This window comes from Streptomyces chrestomyceticus JCM 4735 (assembly GCF_003865135.1).
GTDB lineage: Bacteria > Actinomycetota > Actinomycetes > Streptomycetales > Streptomycetaceae > Streptomyces > Streptomyces chrestomyceticus.
Genome location: NZ_BHZC01000001.1, coordinates 9,152,388 through 9,168,957, shown reverse-complemented (window position 1 = coordinate 9,168,957; position 16,570 = coordinate 9,152,388). Strand labels below are relative to the sequence as shown.

General features: G+C 71.0%; 11 protein-coding genes. 2 read left to right on the top strand and 9 right to left on the bottom strand.

Translation table 11 applies throughout. From position 1 onward, the window contains the following. Nucleotides 1–11: 11 nt before the first annotated feature. On the bottom strand, nt 12–1,049 hold the full coding sequence (locus EJG53_RS39605) for a ParB/RepB/Spo0J family partition protein (protein WP_241268882.1): 1,038 nt from the start codon (nt 1,047–1,049) through the stop codon (nt 12–14). Between the two features lie 98 nt (nt 1,050–1,147). On the opposite strand from EJG53_RS39605, the gene EJG53_RS39600 reads away from it, so the two are divergent. Further along, complete coding sequence (locus EJG53_RS39600; RefSeq protein ID WP_125048931.1) at nt 1,148–2,329, top strand: sulfatase; 1,182 nt, start codon at nt 1,148–1,150, stop codon at nt 2,327–2,329. Here EJG53_RS39600 and EJG53_RS39595 read toward each other — a convergent pair. The 3 genes from EJG53_RS39595 to EJG53_RS39585 all read right to left on the bottom strand — a co-directional run bounded on the left by EJG53_RS39595 (nt 2,299) and on the right by EJG53_RS39585 (nt 5,240). Then, on the bottom strand, nt 2,299–3,720 hold the full coding sequence (locus tag EJG53_RS39595) for an FAD/NAD(P)-binding protein (RefSeq protein ID WP_167515251.1): 1,422 nt from the start codon (nt 3,718–3,720) through the stop codon (nt 2,299–2,301). The genes EJG53_RS39600 and EJG53_RS39595 overlap by 31 nt on opposite strands. After that, nucleotides 3,717–4,742: a dimethylarginine dimethylaminohydrolase family protein gene (locus tag EJG53_RS39590; protein WP_244955543.1), complete on the bottom strand. Its 1,026-nt coding sequence runs from the start codon at nt 4,740–4,742 to the stop codon at nt 3,717–3,719. Before EJG53_RS39590 ends, EJG53_RS39595 begins: the two co-directional genes overlap by 4 nt. 75 nt (nt 4,743–4,817) lie before the next feature. Beyond that, on the bottom strand, nt 4,818–5,240 hold the full coding sequence (locus EJG53_RS39585; protein WP_050510616.1) for a DUF6027 family protein: 423 nt from the start codon (nt 5,238–5,240) through the stop codon (nt 4,818–4,820). 246 nt (nt 5,241–5,486) lie between these two features. On the opposite strand from EJG53_RS39585, the gene EJG53_RS39580 reads away from it, so the two are divergent. Further along, the gene (locus EJG53_RS39580) at nt 5,487–6,791 is read left to right on the top strand and encodes an MFS transporter (RefSeq protein WP_167515250.1); all 1,305 of its coding nucleotides are present in this window, start codon (nt 5,487–5,489) and stop codon (nt 6,789–6,791) included. A gap of 57 nt (nt 6,792–6,848) precedes the next feature. On the opposite strand, the gene EJG53_RS39575 is transcribed toward EJG53_RS39580, so the two are convergent. The 5 genes from EJG53_RS39575 to EJG53_RS39555 all read right to left on the bottom strand — a co-directional run bounded on the left by EJG53_RS39575 (nt 6,849) and on the right by EJG53_RS39555 (nt 16,101). Then, complete coding sequence (locus tag EJG53_RS39575; protein WP_280526803.1) at nt 6,849–9,434, bottom strand: AfsR/SARP family transcriptional regulator; 2,586 nt, start codon at nt 9,432–9,434, stop codon at nt 6,849–6,851. Between the two features lie 387 nt (nt 9,435–9,821). Further along, the gene (locus EJG53_RS39570; RefSeq protein ID WP_244955733.1) at nt 9,822–10,970 is read right to left on the bottom strand and encodes an oxygenase MpaB family protein; all 1,149 of its coding nucleotides are present in this window, start codon (nt 10,968–10,970) and stop codon (nt 9,822–9,824) included. Between the two features lie 127 nt (nt 10,971–11,097). Continuing rightward, nucleotides 11,098–12,174, bottom strand: a complete 1,077-nt coding sequence (locus tag EJG53_RS39565; protein ID WP_125048927.1) for a polyprenyl synthetase family protein — start codon at nt 12,172–12,174, stop codon at nt 11,098–11,100. Continuing rightward, nucleotides 12,167–12,562: a hypothetical protein gene (locus EJG53_RS39560; RefSeq protein ID WP_125048926.1), complete on the bottom strand. Its 396-nt coding sequence runs from the start codon at nt 12,560–12,562 to the stop codon at nt 12,167–12,169. The genes EJG53_RS39565 and EJG53_RS39560 overlap by 8 nt, the downstream gene beginning before the upstream one ends. A 206-nt stretch (nt 12,563–12,768) precedes the next feature. Further along, a complete protein-coding gene (locus EJG53_RS39555; protein WP_125048925.1) occupies nt 12,769–16,101 on the bottom strand; it encodes an AfsR/SARP family transcriptional regulator in 3,333 nt (1,110 codons plus the stop codon). Nucleotides 16,102–16,570 lie beyond the last annotated feature (469 nt).

Below are 16,570 nucleotides of genomic sequence, written 5' to 3'. Positions count from 1 at the left end.
GTGATGTGTCCTTATCCGCTGGCCTGCCGGTCGTCCGGCACCACGATCCGGCGCACCTGGTCGGCGAATTCACGCCATGAATCCGCACAGCCGTCGGCGAGTTCGGCCACCATTTCCGCCCAGTGCGGCGGAACACCGTCCACGAGGTGGCCACCTGCCTCCATGAGCAGCTCTTGCGCGTCGAACAGCCGTAAGAGCGTCCGACCCATTTCGGTGAAACGGATCGAAGGGTCTTTCTTGAGGGTGCGGTGCAGCTCCGAGATATCCGGTACGGGCTGCCCGCCGGTGGTCTTCCCCGCCGGCTTCCGGTCTCCCGACTGCGGCGTGGGGCGCCCGGCCGCGTTCTTGCGCTTGCTCGCCGGAGCGGAGACTTCACGATAGCGCACCGGCACCGGATCCCGGCCCGAACGCAGCCGTTCACGCACATCGTGTGCCGTCCCCAGGGAAATCCCGACGGTGGTGGCCACTTCTCGCAGCGGCATGCCAGGGTGGTCCCTCATCACCCGGGCCGCCGACTTCCGTAACTCCGCCATGTCCAGTGGCCGGGTCCGGCCGTCATTGCCCACGCGCGTGTTCGAGTGGGGAATTTCCTCACTCGAACGCCGCCGGACGGCCGCCACGGTCTTGGGGGACAGACCGCTCACCCGGGCCACGGACCGGTCGGAAAGATGGGGGTGGGACCGTACTATGCGTGTCGCCGCGGCAGTGCGTTCCTCCAGGGAAAGCGGCAGTCCGTGCCGCACATTGCTCTCCACCGCCAGGACAAAGGCATCCGCCTCGGAGCCGTCGAAGAACATGCAGCGGATGGTCCGGTCGCCGCGCTGGACCGCCACTTGGAGCCGGTGCATTCCGTCCAGCACCCGCATGGTGGGACGGTGTACGAGAATGGGAGGAAGGCTCGCTCCGGAGGCGAGCAGCAGTTCCACGTGCTCACGGTTGAGTCCGCCGGAGCGGGGGGAATCGGTCGAGCTGCGCAGTTCCTTCAAGGACACCAGGTGCAGGGATTCTTCGGCCGGTCCGGGTTCACGCACATTGCCGAGGTCTTGCAACAGCGACCTCCTCAGAAGTACTCCTCCAAGGTCGTCCACCAGTCTAGGCACGTTCAGTCAATAGCCGATCAACAGCGGATCTACGTGTAAGCGGAAGGATGCCGACCGTGACGAGTCTCGTGCTCATCTCCCTCGACACCGTTCGGGCGGACGTGGCCTACTCCGGGAAGATGCCCGGGATCGAAGCACTGCGCCGACGGGGTACGACCTTCCGGCAGGCCATCTCGTCCGCCCCCTTGACCCCGATCAGCCATGCCAGTGTGTTCACCGGCCTGCAGCCGGCCCGGCACGGCATCCGTCATCTACTGCGCGAGCAACTGCGGCCGGACACCACGACGTTGGCGGAACGTCTGCGAGCGGCGGGGTACGCCACCGGCGCGGTGGTGTCCTGCCCGGGGCTCAACCGGTGGTACGGCATGGACCGCGGCTTCGACCACTACGACGACGAGATCCCCCGGCTGCCCGACGGCAGCGACCCCCTCACCGTCAACGACGTCAAGCTGCGCGGCCTGGCGCTCAAGCGCGCGCCGTTGGTGGCGGACCGCGCGGCGGCCTGGGCGGCACGCCAGGAGGGCCCCTTCTTTCTGTTCGCGCACTTCTTCGACGCCCACTGGCCGTACGAGCCCCCGGAGGACTTCTGCCCCGATGCCGCCAACCCCTACGAGGGCGAGGTGGCGTACAGCGACCACTACCTCCAACTGCTTTTCCGCAGGCTGGAGGAGGCCGGGCACCCGCTCGACGACCTGCTGGTCGTGTGTTTCTCCGACCACGGGGAGGACCTGGCCGGCTGGTATCCCAACGACCACTCCGGCGATCTCGGTCACCCTTACGAGGAGGGGCACGGGTGCCTGCTGTTCGACACGACGCAGCACGTTCCGCTCATCGTCGGCGGACCTGGCGTACCCCGGGGCCGTGAGATCACCGAACAGGTCCGGCTGGTGGACATCGCCCCCACCGTCCTGGAGCTGCTGGGGCTGGACCCGTACAAGGACGGTCCCGACGGCCGCTCGCTCACCGAGTTCTTCGGTGAGCGGACGCCTGCGGCCCGGCCGGCCTACTCCGAGACGTACCACCCGGAGGAGCGGCGGTCGGACGGGCGCTTCCCCGGTCTGCTGCCCCTGGCGTCGGTCCGGCTGTGCGAGGGCGAGAGCCGCCAGAAGGTCATCTGGCAGATCGGCGGCGACCGGGTCGAACAGTACGACCTGGCCGCCGACCCCGACGAGCTGCGCGGCCGGACCGTGTCCTCCCGTCAGAACGACGAGACCGGTCCCCCTTGGTGAAGGAGTTCCGCCGGCCCGGAGACCGGTGAGCCGAGGATGTCGTCCGCGAGCTGAGCGGCCTGCGCGCGGATCTCCGGTATGGCGGTGGTCTCCCACTGCGAGCCCCGCCGCAGCGGCCCGATGGCCAGCAGGGCCGGATCGGGCCGCCCCGCGTGGTCCAGCAGCCGTCCGCGGCGGTCCGTGGCCATGCCCAGCCGCAGGGAGTCGGGTACGGCCAGCCCGTCCCGCAGCAGCCAGGACAGCAGCGGGTCGGCCGAACCGGTGATGTCCCGCCCGAAGCCGGTGCAGTTGATCACCCAGTCGTAGCGCACGGGCACCGGCCCGGCACCGACGTCGAGCCCGGCGATGACCCCGCGCGGGCATGCGCGCAGATAGGCCGCCCGCCCCTTACGGGCCTTCAGGCGTCCCGAGCCCAGCGCGCGGCCGAGCCGGTGGGCGGTGGCGGGCGGCAGCCGGTGGCGGTGCACGTCCCAGTACGTACCGAAGCGTCCCAGGAAGTCCCGCTGGTCGTCGGCGTCGAGCCGGCCCCACAACTCGCCGGCGCAGGGCCGCAGCGCGTCGATGATCTCCCGCCAGCATTCCGGGCTCCGCCGCATCTCGGAGCGGACCGTGCTCACGAGCCGCCCCAAGGTGAGCCGGTCGTCCGCCAGCAGGGTGCCCGCGACGTTCGGATGCCCGCCGTGCGAGCATCCGGCGCCGTGCGGCCGGGGCAGCAGCCCGTGCCGGGACACGGCGTCGACGCGTACGCCCGAGCCGCCGAGCAGGCTGAGCCCGATGTCCACAGCGGTCAGTCCGTTCCCCAGCAGCAGCACCGAGGAATGGTCCGCCACCGCCGGGAGGCCACTGTGCCAGGGAGAGCGTACGTACCGCGCTCCGGCCTGCGCCGAAGGGAACGGGTCGCGCCAGGTGGCCGCGTTCCCCATGGCGAACACGACACGGTCCGCCGCCACACACCGGCCGTCGGACAATGCCACCACCGGCCGCGGAAGGCCGGGAAGCACCCGGCGCGCGCGGCGGCGCACATGCCACAGCTCCCCGGTCTCCGCCGTGCGCTCCCGGGTCTCGCGCAGCGTGTCGGCCAGGTAGGCGCCGTACGTACCGCGAGGCGGGTAGTGGCCGGAGGGCGTGTCCGGGTCCCGGCGCCGCAGCCAGGCGGCGAGGTGTCCGGGGTCATGGGCCCAGGCGCCGGAGCGCTCCATCGGCGTGTTCATCAGGTGCCGGGGGTCGGGCGACGCGTAGGCCGTGCCGCGGCCCAGCTCGTCGGACGGCTCGATCAGCGAGATCCGTACCGGGCGGCGCGACGCCGCGCTCGCCTCCAGCAGGTGGGCGCAGGCCAGGGTTCCGCTGGCCCCGCCGCCGATGACGGCCACCGACACCGCGTTCCGGTTCACGGCTTCCTCCCGGCCGGCGCGCCGGCGTCGTCCCGCAGCAGGATGCCGGTGAGACAGCCGAGCGCCCCCGCGGCCTTCACGTACTCCCCCACGTCAACGGTGTCCACGTGCAGGCCGGCCGCCTCCAGACGCCGCCGGGTGTCCGGACAGCCCGCGGGCATCAGCACGACCCCCGGCGCGAGCGTGACCAGGTTCATCGCCCGCCTGCGCACCACCTCGTCCTCCGCCGGCAGTTCGATCACCTCGTATCCGTGCTGGTGCAGAAGGGCGCGCAGTTCGGTGGTGGCCGCCGCCGCGTGCAGCAGTACGCGCCGGTGGTCGACGAAGACCAGCGAACCGAGGAGGTGCTGCACCCCGGGGCCGAGCGGTACGACGACGGTCCGCACGCCCTGGCGTGCCAGTTCGTCACCGACGACCGCCGCGCCCTCCGGGTTGGTGCGGAAGCCGCAGCCCACCACGACCGTGTCCGCCCCCAGCCACAGGGCGTCCGCGCCCTCGAAGGTGGCGGTGCCGGCCGGGGTTCTCAGCAGGGGGACGCCGAGGGCGGCCAGGGCGACGGCCGCGAAGCGCTCCTCGCCCGCCCGCTGCGCGGAGGCGGGACGGCCCAGCACCACGCCCTGCGGTGTCGCGAGAAAGAGGTCCCGCATGAAGATCAGGTTGGGCCCCGCGTGCGCGGGCGGCCGGACGAGGTGGACGGTCACACCGTGCCGGAGGTACGCCTCGGCCACCGCGTCCGCCTGCTCCCGTATCCGCCCCAGGTCCACCCTGGCGGACATCAGGTGGCCGCCGGGCGCGTCACCGGCCCGCTCCAGGCTGTCCGGCGGACGGGCGAGCACCACCTCCCGCAGCGGGGCCACCTCCGACCGGTAACCGCACCGGTGCCACAGCGTTCCCGCCGCCACTTCCTCGTGATGCGCCGCGGTGCGCGGCACCCAGCCGGCACCGCCCAAGTCGCTCGGCGTGGCCTGGCGCGTGGCCTGGCGCAGCGCGGTCGTGCCACCGTATCGACCGGTCCGTTCCACTCAGCCCTCCAACCTTCGTCGGCCCTGAAAACGCGGGGGTGATACGGCGCTCGGACCCCTCCGGGGCCGCCGCTGTCAGTCGCGTTGCGGCGGATACACCGTGGGGTCGTCCAGCGGGACCTTCAACCACGAGATCATCTGGCGCAGTTGGTGGTACGCCTGGAGGCGTGCCTCGTCGTCGTCCTTCTCCTCCGCCGCCGCGATCGGCTCCCACAACCGGGGCACCATCACCGGTCCGATCTCCAGCAGGCCGCCGCTGCCTCCCGTGGCCCATTTGGCGAGCACGTAGCGCACGATGGCGCCGACGGGGATGTCCAGGTTGCGGGACATGCCGCGCACCGTCACCAGCGGGTCGAGCAGTCCGTAGGCGACGACGTCCGACTTGAAGTTCGCATGCCGGTCGTCCGGGTCCCAGGTGCCTTTCCAACGACGCAGACATATTACTTCCGAACCGTCGTCCACGGTCCAGACGTCAGGCGTTTCCGGATCAGCGTTCACGTAACTCTCCCTGGCCCGTGGACATTTCCTGGATTAAGCCACGGCCGGACGGCCGTCGGCAAGGGCGCCCGGGGCTCTCTGGACAGTCGTCCGGAAACCGGAGTAAAACCGGTAGCACGCGCCGCGACAGCTCCGTCATCCGAATGAACAGGCGCCCTCGACAGCCGTCCCCGGGTTTTCCCCGGGCTCCGGCTTTCCGGCCGGCGACCGCACCCGCACGCCGTATTGTTCCCGGAAGGAGTTCCCTTGAATGCTTCGCCGGCCACCACCGGGCCGAAGTACGCAGTCGCCCGCGGAAGCGGCTCCACGACCCGGCAGGTCCTCCTGGCGAGCGCCGTCGGAAGCGCCATCGAATGGTACGACTTCTACCTCTACTCGACGGCCTCCGTGCTGATCATCGGGCCGTTGTTCTTCCCCGGGAGTTCCACGACGGCGACCGTGCTGGCCACGTTCGCGACCTACGCGGCCGGGTTCGTGGCCCGGCCGCTGGGCGGCGTGATCATCGGCCACTTCGGAGACCGCGTCGGCCGCAAGAACATGCTGGCCCTCACCCTTCTCGTGATGGGCCTCGCCACGTTTCTGGTCGGCGTTCTGCCGACGTACGAGCAGGCCGGAATCCTGGCGCCCGCGTTACTGGTCACGCTGCGGATTCTGCAAGGCATCGGCATCGGCGGGGAGTGGGGCGGAGCCGTACTCATGAGCGCGGAGTACGCCCCGCCGGGACGCAAAGGGCTGTGGACCGCCTTTCCCGCGGCCGGTTTTCCGCTGGGGCTGCTGGGCAGTACCGCCGTGATCGAGCTGGTGCTCCGGATGCCGGAGCCACAGCTCCACGCCTGGGGCTGGCGCCTGCCGTTCCTCGCCTCGATCGCCCTGGTGATCCTGGGCGTGGTCGTACGGCGGAAGGTGGCGGAGTCCCCGGAGTACGTACGGGCGAAAAGGACGACGGCCGCGTCGGCACTGCCGGTACGGGACGTACTGCGGTACACCCCCGGAAAGGTGGTGCGCGGCGCCTTGGCCGCACTCGGTCTCGCCGTGATCGTCAGCACCTTCACGGTCCAGCTCTTCACCGCCGCCTCCGCCGGACAACAGCACACCGCCCGCTCGGTATTGCTGCTGGGGCTCGCGGCCGGCGCGTTGGCCGAAGCGCTGATGCTGCCGGTTTTCGGGGCGCTGTCCGACCGGTGGGGCCGTCGCCCGGTCATTCTGTCCGGATACACCGTCTGCGCACTCGTGGCGGTTCCCGCGCCCTACTGGCTGGCTTCGGGAGAACCGTGGCTGGTCATCATGACCTTCGTCCTCGCGATGGGGGCCGGCCATGCCGCGGTGTACGGTGCCTTCGCCTCCTTCCTGGTCGAGATGTTCCCCGTCCAGCAGCGCTATTCGGCACTGGCCGTGACCTATCAGCTCGGCGCGACGATTGCCAGCTTCAGCCCGCTCGTGGCCACCGCCGTCGCCGGATCGGAAAGGGCCACTCTTCCCGGAATACTCATCATGATCGGCTGTTTGGCTCTCGCGTCGGCCGCGGTGGCCAGTTCCCGCCCGGAAACCTGAGCCGGAATACTTGCTTCAGCAGTACGGCGTCGGCGCCTTCCGTTCTCGTGCTACGGCTCAGCACAAACCACAGGCGTGCCAGGGAACATTCTCCACGGCGTGCCATCGTTCCGGTGTCTCGTCCTGGTCGGACGGCACCTCGTCCGCCCATCCGGCCAGGGCCCGGCACAGCGCCGCATTGATGGCGGACGTCGCCTCCCCGGAAAGGTGACCCCACCGCTTGGCCATGGCCGCGGCTTTCTCGTAGTGCGTCACGGCCTCGTCGAAACGCCGCTGGGCGCGCGCCAGCATGCCGAGTCCGTGCAATGCCTGCCGCACGATGAACGGGTCCTGTCCCTGACGGGCGGAGCTGATCGCCAGGCCCGCGTACTTCCGCGCCTCGGCCAGCCACCCCGTCTGGTACGCGGTGACCGCGTACAGGAACTGGGCCCGCCCCAGCGTTCGCGGCTCATTGCGCTTCGCGGCCGCGCGCACCAGCGGAGGCACCGCGGCCCGCAGCCGCTCGTCCCCCACGGCCCCGGCGAACGGCGACACGGCGATCAGCAGATCCACGGCGCGCGGCAGCAGATCCTCCTCCGCCCCCGCCGGGCGGCGTGCCGCCTGCAGAGCCGCGCCGGAGATCGTGGGAACCTCGCTCCGGACCCACTCCCGTGCCTGCCGGAAATCGGGAAAGGACGTCCCCAGGGTGGCCCGCAGGCGAAAGGCGTCCTGCACCGGATCGCCGGGCGCGGCCAGGGCGAACGCGTTGCACGCCGTGGCCAGCAGGTGTTCCAGCAGCCCCCGGAGGGCACGGTCCGACTCGGCCTGGCCGGGCCGGCCGAGCCGCGCGGTGGCCACGGAGCGGGCCACGTACCGTACCCGGTACCGTCCGGGCCCGGACGACCCCAGCAGCGAGTCCGCCCTGAGGGCCTCCAGGACGCGCTCCGCCGTGGGTTCGTCCACCATCAGCACCGCCGCGGCGCTGCGCACCGTGAAGTCCGGGACGCCCGTGGCCGTCAGCCGGCCCAGCCGTGCGAGCTGATCGGGCATCAGGTGCCGGTGGCCATGGCCGGCCGGCCCGTCCAGCGCAGCGGTGCCGGTGCCGGTGCCGTCGATACGGCCGTGATCCTGTGTCAGCGAAGTGAGCAGTACCTTGACGCTCCACTCGGGGTGGGCGGCGAGCCGCCCGGCCGCGACGCGCAGCGGGAGAGGCAGCCGATCGCACGCCTCGGCCAGGCGCCGCACATCCTCAGGCTCCGTGGCTGTCCGGCCACGCCCCAGCGCCTTCTCCAACAGCGCGACCGCCTCGTCAAGGCTGAGCCTCCCCAGACACACCTGAGCCGACAAGGGAAGGCCGGGCAGGCTCGACCGCGCGCTGACGATGACGCCGCACCGGGCGCTCCCCGGCATCAGGTCCCGCAGTTGCTCCGCGTCCCGCGCGTCGTCCAGCACCAGCAGGACCCGTCGCTCGTCCAGCATCGAACGGAAGAGGTCGCGACGCTCGTCCCGGCCGTCGGGTACGACCTGTGAAGGCACTCCCATGGACAGCAGGAATCCGGCCAGGACGGCGGACGGGTCGGCGGGCACCTTGGCGGCACCGCGGAGATCGGCGTAGAGCTGGCCGTCCGGAAAAGCGTACTTCACCTGGTGGGCAGCGTGCAGGGCCAGCGCGGTCTTGCCGACGCCCGCCACCCCCGAGATGCCCACGGCGGCGGGTGCGGTCCGCGCCGGGTCCGTCAGCGCCGCACACAGGTGGGACACCTCTGCCTCCCTGCCGACGAACCCGGCATCGGACGAGGGGAGTTGAGCGGGCGGCGGGACATGGAATCTCCTCGACCCGACCGGGACCGTGAGATCTGCCCGACGGTCCTGCTTCCCGTCCGGGCCACCGTGCGGCAACTCCGCAGGAGGAGTGCCGCTGAGAATGTGCTGCTGCAATGACGTGAGTTCAGAACCGGGATCGATCCCCTGCTCTTCCAGCAGGAGCTTGCGCACGTCCTGGTAGACGTCCAAGGCCTCGGTCTGCCGCCCCACTCCGTACAACGCTCGCATGAGCAAACATCGGAACCGTTCGTTCAGCGGGTAGGCCCCCACCAGTTCGGTCAGCTCCGGTACGACGAGCCGGTCCCGTCCGGACGCCAGCGCCAGGTCGTAGTGCTCCTCCAACGTAGCGATCCGCAGTTCTTCGAGCCGGGCCCGCTGCCGCGCGGCGAACGGTCCCGGCACACCGCTCAGCGGCTCGCCCCGCCAGAGGTCCAGGGACGCCGACAGCAGTCGTCCGGCCTCCTGCGCACGGCCCGCCCTGCGCTGCCCGACGGCCCGCTTCGTCAGGGACTGGGAGCTTCCGGCGTCCACCGCGGACGGCGCCGTGGGCAGCCGGTAGCCGTCACCGACCGATTGCAGCACGGACGAGTCCGCGGCCTCCTGCGGATCGAGGAGCTTGCGGAGCCGCCAGACGTAGGTACGGATCGTCGTCACGGCCCGCTTCGGTGGCTCAAAACCCCACACGGCTTCGATCAGCCCGCTCATCGGCACGGCCTTACCGCCACTCAGCAACAGGGCCACAAGAACCGCCTGTTGCTGGGGTGGCCCTACCGGCACCTCGACACCGTCCCGGTAGGCACAGAGAGGCCCGAGAACTTTGAACCGTAACTCATCCGCCATGGTTCGTCCTGTGGTGTCGGTACCGGAGGGGGAGCACATCGTCACCGCAACAAGAAGAGTTAAAGGTAATGCGAAAGTGTTTGCCCCACCAGAACGAAAGCTTCAAACCCCACAGATCCAGCCGTATCCGCACCCGTCGGCCCCCGCCCCCTCCCTGGCCGCAGAACGCGCACGGCCAGCACCGGGACGCGCCCGTCCCGCCCGTTCCCGCGTCCTGCCGGGCGGTTCACCGACACTCCTCGGCCACCCCGGACGGCCACCGTCACCGCGACACGCCGGGGGCCTCCCCGCCCCCGACGTCCGGTTGTGATCCTCGGGTGTGTCGGCGGGCGGGGCGACGGGAACGCTTTCAGGTCAGGGCTTCAAAGGATTCTCATCGCGCCCTTCTCACTCCGCGCCCACCGAGGTCGGAGCGGGCGGCACCCAGCGCTGGTTACGTGCCTGCTGCGACCGCAGACCGTAGTCGGGCTTGAGCTCCTCGGGAATGGCGTACTGCATCACCCGGCCGCGGGTCAACGAGGCGAGTTCGAAGCCGGAGACCAGGCTGCCCGCCTTGTCCAGGGCCCACTCCCCCAGCGGGCTGCTGTCCTCTACGGCCTCCAGCATGCCGAGGATCACGGGCACGGCCTTGGCCGCCGTGTCCCACGGGCTGCGGGGGATCTGCAGCCAGTCGGCGATGGTGTCGCCCACGAGGAAGCGGACCGTGGCGGGGACGATCGGGTCGAACAGGGTGCCCGGGACCACGTCCTCGTACATCCGCACCAGTTGGTTGTTCAGCCGTACACCCTCCTCCGAAGGCCCAAGGTTGCGCAGGAGGTAGAGGTCGGCGTAGGCCCGTGCTTCGGTGAGGTTGTCCGGCGCCGCCGCCATGTCGCAGCCCAGCATGGAGCCGACGACGCGCCAGGCGTAGTAGTACGCCTCCGCGCCCTCCTGGCTCATGTGGATGCCGAGGCGGTGCATCGCGTCCAGGACGAGGATCGAGAAGCAGATCTGCCCGCCGATCATGTCTTCCTGGCAGAGCGGCATCCCGTCCCGCTCGCTGTCCCAGCGCCCGGACCTGGTCAGGTGGTGGCGCACCGCGGCGTGCAGCAGGCGCACCTTCTGGGCGGCCGGGATGAACTTGCTGCCCTCCTCGAACGCGTTGGTCTGCATCAGGTACGTGACGAACTGCCCGGTGTTCGCCATCCGGCGCGACGGGTAGTCCATGGAGTGCGTGGAGGCCAGCAGCTTGGCCACGCGCGGGACGGCGTACGTGGTCGGCATGGCGGCGAAGGACAGGCCGGTGTTGATGTGCGCGGCGTTGTCCATGAAGAACAGCCGTGCCCGTTCCATGATGTCCCAGTCGATCCACGCCGGGGGCATGCCGGTCGCTTCCAGGTAGGACGCCGCCGACGTCGGCAGGCCGTCCGGCAGTTTGTGTCCGGCGGTGGTGAAGAAGCGCATGAGGGTGTTGAAGTCCGACACCTCTCCCTGTTCGAACATGGTCGCCACGACCTCGTCGGCGAGCGGGTCGCCTTGGGTACGCAGTTGATCCAGCGTCGCTTCGGTGTAGCGCGGGGTGGTCCCGGTGGTCCCGGTGGTCTTAGCAGTACCGGCTGTCCCGGCGGTCCCGGAGATGCCATTGCTCTCAGCGGTCACGATTTCCTCATCTCTCTCGTTGCCCTCACAGGGACCGGTCGGCCGCCGAAGCCGCCAGGGCGCTGAGCACCGAGCGCGCGTCCGCCGGCAGCGCCACGGAGTCCAGCGCGGCACGGGCCCACGCGATCCGTTCATCGATCATGTCCTCGACGCGCTGCCGCGCACCGCAGTGCTCCATCAGCTCCCGTACGAGCGTCGCCCCGGCCTCGTCCAGGCCCGGACCGGCCGCCAAGGTCTCGGCCAGCAGCTTCCCGTCGCCCGGGGAGAGCAGCGAGCTGGTCAGTGCGAGCAGCGCGGTGGGCTTCCTGTCCCGCAGGTCGTCCAGGCGGGACTTCCCCGTCCGGCCCGGGTCACCGAAGGTGCCCAGCAGGTCGTCGCGGAGCTGGAACGCTTCGCCCAGCGGCAGCCCGTATCCGGTGAAAGCGGCGAGTACGTCCCGGGAGGCGCCGCCGAGCGTGGCGCCCATGTGCAGCGGCCGCTCCACGGTGTACTTGGCCGTCTTGTACCGGGCGATCTCCAAGGATTCGGCGACACCGGACGGGCCGTCGCCGGTACGCAGGACTTCCAGGCACTCCCCCGCGACGGTCTCCCGCAGCAGCGTGGACCACAGGGGTACTGTCCGTGCCACATAGGCGCCGGGGAGGCCGCAGGTCGCGAAGACCTTGCCGGCATAGCCCATGAGCAGGTCGCCGAGCATCATGGCGAGTGCGGCGGAACGGCCCTGACGGTGTCCGCCGGGCTGCTCGTGCGCGTCCCCCCAGGTACGGACACCGCCGGCGGCGAAGGCGACATGCGCCGTCGGCAGGCCGTGGCGCAGCCGGCTGTCGTCGATGATGTCGTCGTGGGTGCACGCGGCCGCGTGCACCAGCTCCATGGCGGCCGCGGCCCTGATCACGCCGTCGCAGTCCGGTTGCCCGGAAGCCCGCCAGCCCCAGTAGAGGAAGGCGGCGCGCAGCCGCTTCCCGCTCGTCAGCGCGTTGCGCAACTGGGCACAGAGCGGGGCGAGTTCGCCGGACAGGCGCAGCAGCTCGGCTTCCTCCTCGTCGGCCAGCCGGCACAGGTGCGCGTCGATACGCTGCTTGAACCCCGTCGCGTCATGCATGGGCCGGCCCGGACGTCTCGGCCTCCCCGGCCCGCTTCACCGCGCGGCTCGCCATCACCTCCAGATAGTTCTCGGTGTCCGGCGCGGCACGCCGGGACGCCAGTTCGCCGCGGGCACACAGGTCGTTCACCCCGTCGGCGAAGAGCTCCCGCAGATCGGAACGGCGCAGCAACTGCTGCCCCTGTTCCGCGGCGTGACGCAGCCGTTCGAGCACGACATCCGCGAGGCCCACGGCGAGCAGGGCCACGTTCTCCAGCCCGGCGGTGGAATGCCGGCCGAACGGACCGGCCCCCGGGGGATCGTCGGTACTGACGGACCCGGTGCCCGCGGACTCGGTGCCTCGGGGCGCTGCACCTGCGGAATCGGTTCCCTTTTCCTGCTCCGGCATCTCCGGTACTCCCTTGCTCCCGTTCCGGTGCGATCTTCCGATCACCCAGGAGCTTCCAGTGAACCGATCCGCCCGGCCGAAGACCGCCGTTCCCGCTCCCCACCCCTCGCCAGTGGTCCACAATTCCTACGATGGAGTGACGATCACCCCATCATGGGGGCGGTGACGGCCTTGATCCCGTACAGCGCGTCCGGCTCGCCCACCCCTCACCCACCCGTGACCGCCTCCGCCGCCGTACGCCCCAGCAGAGTGTGGAGGAGCCTGGTGGCCGGCAGGGAGGAGTGGAGGTAGACGTGTTCGTTGCGGTGTTCCACGGCGGTCAGGAGGGCTCGGAAGGTGGCTTCCGCTTCCTCCGTGCGGCCGGCGTGTTGTTGGGCCTGGCCGAGTAGGCCCAGGTGGAGTGGGTGGCGCAAGTACGTTTTGCTGATGCGTAGTTCGGTGAGGGAGGTGTGCATGAGGGTGAGGCCGTCGCTCTCCTGGCCCGAGTGGGTCAGGCCCCAGCCCTTCAGTACGCCCAGTTGTGCTTTCCAGTAGAGCAGGCCGTGTTCGTCTGCCAGCCGTACGCCCTCCGCGCCCGAGGAGCGGGCCGTTGCCGCGTCGCCTTCCCAGGCGGCCACCACCGCGTCCACGTACAGGGCGAAGCAGCGGTCCGAGGGGCGGCTCTCGAACTTGGTCAGGCGCAGCAGCTCCCGTCGGCGTGTTCCGGCGGTGCGGCGGTTGCCCAGCAGCCAGTGGGTGAAGGCGTTGTAGGAGCGGCAGGAGATGCGCGGGTCGTGCTGGAAGGTGCGGGCCAGGGCGTGGCCCTCTCTGGCGAAACGGTCCGCCATGGCGACCGCGTACTCCAGCTCGCTCAGCGCCTCGGACAGCCGGCCCCGTACGTGCAGCACGATTCCCTCGCCGTACGCCGCGCCCAGGCAGCCCACCGGCGCACCGGTGGTCTCGCGCATTTCCCGTAGCAGGCCGGAGAACTGCCGCGATTCCTCGTAGCGGCCGGTGACCAGGTACGCCGCGCACAGCGCCCACAGGACCGAGGGGTCCTCCGGGGCGTGGGTGACCGCGCTCAGCGCCCGGCCGTGGGTCAGTTCCGACTCGGCCTCCGGGTGGCCGTAGCCGCGTGTGGTCGCCAGTACCTGGCCCAACTGGATGCGCAGTTGCTGCTCCAGACGTACTGCCGACGGGTCGTCGGGGCAGAGCATCCCCACCAGGTGCAGTGCCCGGCGCAGCCACATCTCCACCTGCTCGTAGGCCCATTGCTGTTCGGCCTGTTCGGCGGCGCGCAGCAGTCTGGGGAGGGCGCGTTCGACGGGGACGGCGTCCTTGGCCTGCCACGAGTGGTCGGCGACCCGTTCGATCTCCTCCCGCCCGGCCCGTCCCCGCGCGCACAGCGCCTCGGCGACCCGGGCGTGCAGCCGCTGCCGGTCCTCGCAGGGAAGCTCCTCGATGAGGGTCTCCCGTACCAGGGCGTGGGCGAAGTGCAGCCGGCCCGGGTGGTGCGGGTCCTCGGCGAGCAGGCCGGCGCGGATCGCCGTCTCCAGCGCGGCGGGCACTGGTTCGTCGGCCGGTACGGAGCGTCTGAGCAGGTCGGTGTCGACCTCGGTGCCGATGACGGCACACACCCGCAGGACGCGCAGCACCGGCTCGGCCAGGGCGTCGAACCGCTGGTGCAGCGCGTCCCGCACCCCGGTCGGTACGCGGGCCAGGAGGACGGCGACCGCGTCGGACCGGTGCAGGCTGCGCGCGTCCCCGAGGAGCGAGAGCAGTTGCATGACGAAGTACGGGTTGCCCTCGCTCCGCCGGTGCAGCACCTCCACGACCTCCGGGTCCACGCCGGGACCGGCCTGGGCGTCCACGAGCGCGGCGACGGCCCGTCGGGACAGTCCGCCCAGGCGCAGGGTCTCCGTCCGCGGTCCGCGCAGGACTTCGGACAGAGTGCGGCGGAGCGCGTCGTCCGACTCGGCCTCGAACTCCCGGGCGGTCAGCACGATGCCGAGCGGCTGGCCCTGCCGGCGGGTGCTCAGCAGTCTGAGGAGTTCCAGCGAGGCGGTGTCGGCCCACTGCAGGTCTTCCAGGAACAGGACGAACGGGCGCTGCCGGGCCAGCGTGAGCAGGACCTCGGACACCGCGTCGTGGGTGAGGAAACGTGCCTGGCCCCAGTCGGATTCCGCGCCGGACCGGTCCGGGTCGGCGCCCGTCGGGCGTTCGGGCAGGAGCGGGGTGAGCAGGGCGCCGAACGGCTGGGCGACCCGGAAGAACGCGTCGGCGCGGGTGAGGGCGAGCCGCCGCAGGACCTGGGTCCACAGCCAGTAGGGCGGGACCCCCTCGCCGGGGAAGCAGTGTCCCCACACCACTTCGGGGCCGCCGTCCGCTTCTAGGCGCGCGGCGAGTTCGAGGAGCAGCCGGGTCTTGCCGACGCCGGCCGGACCGAGGACGGCGGCCACCGGGCCGTGGCCGACCAGTGCGCTCGACGCGGTGGTCGTGAGGCGGTGCAGTTCCTGGCTGCGTCCGGTGAACGGGCACGGGGCGGGGGTGCCGCCGACGGGCTCCTCGCGCCGTTCCGGCGCCTGGGGTGTGCCGGTGTGGCCGTCGGCCGTCGCGCCGTGCCCGCGTCCTTCGGTCTCCGTGTGTCCGGCCGGGTACGCCGGCAGCTCCGCCTGCGCGGGCTCCGCCCCGGGACCGCGGAGCGTACTGGCCGTTTCGGGGCTGCGGAGCGAACTCCCCGACTCCGGGCTGCCGAGCGCACCCGCCGCCTCGTGCGGCGGCGGTGCCTTTCCCACCCAGTCCGGGTGGCCCTCCAGTCCGGTGCCGTGGGCCTCCGGGTCCTGGCGGAGGATCGCCGTCCGCACCCGGCGGAGTTCGGACGTGGTGCCGACCCCGAAGTCCTCGGCGAGGTGGTGGCGGGTCCGTTCGTACACCTCCAGCGCCTCCGCCTGTCGTCCCAGCCGCGACAGCGCCGTCATCAGATGGCCGACCAGGCGCTCCCGCGCGGGGTGGCGGCGGGCCTCGGCTTCGAGGCCCGCCGCCACTTCCTCGGCCGCCCCCAGCGCCAACTGGGCCTCCGCGCAGGACTCCACCGCGGTGAGCCGGAGCTGTTCCAGCCGGTTCGTCTCGTCGTTGAGTGAGGGGTGCGCGTCGAACTCCGCGTACGGCGAGCCGTGCCACAGGCCGAGTGCGGTGGTGAGCCGGTCGCGGGCGCCGCCCGGGTCACCGGCTTCGAGCAGGCGCCGTCCGTCGGTGACCAGGTGCTCGAAGCGGAAGACGTCGATCTCCTGCGGGTCCAGCTCCAGTACGTACCCCGGCGAGCGGTGGCGCAGGAGCGGTACGCGCTCGGGGGCGGCCGCGGGATCGAGGGCGCGGCGCAGGTGCGAGACGTAACTCTGCAGTGTGGCGACCGCGTGGCGCGGCGGCTCCTGGCCCCACAGCTCCTCGACGAGGAGTTCGGTGGGCACCACCCGGCCCAGGCGGACGAGCAGCAGCGCGAGAAGTGCCCGCTGGCGCGGCGGGCCGAGCGGCCGGTCGCGCCCCTCGTGCCGTACGGACATGGTGCCCAGAACGCTCAGCCGGGGAACGTCGGCACCATCGCTCCGTAAAGGACTCGCTATGGGGGGTTCGGGCATCTCGTTCTCAATCGTTCGCGCACCGGGCGGCGCTTGCAAAGAGGGCCGGCACCTCGCGGCCGGCCTCAAATCGGATCTTGGCACAGATAAAGACATCCTCCAAGATCGACGACGGGCCTCCGGCAAGTGAATGACAAGCGAACAGCAAGGAACGCGCAGGGATTCCGGCAGCGACACGGTGCCCGCCTCAAGATGCCGCCAAGGAACCGCCAACATCCCGACCAGTCTGTCGCAAGGAACGTGCCGCACGATGACCGGCGCAGAAACCGTGGGTGAGCAAGCGGAGGAGTGCCTTCCTCCGGCCGGCTCCTGACGGAACTTCCACGGACCGCAGTCGGCACGAGGGGAAGGCGAGCCATGCAGCAGACAACAGCCGGGGCAGCCCCGACGTGAG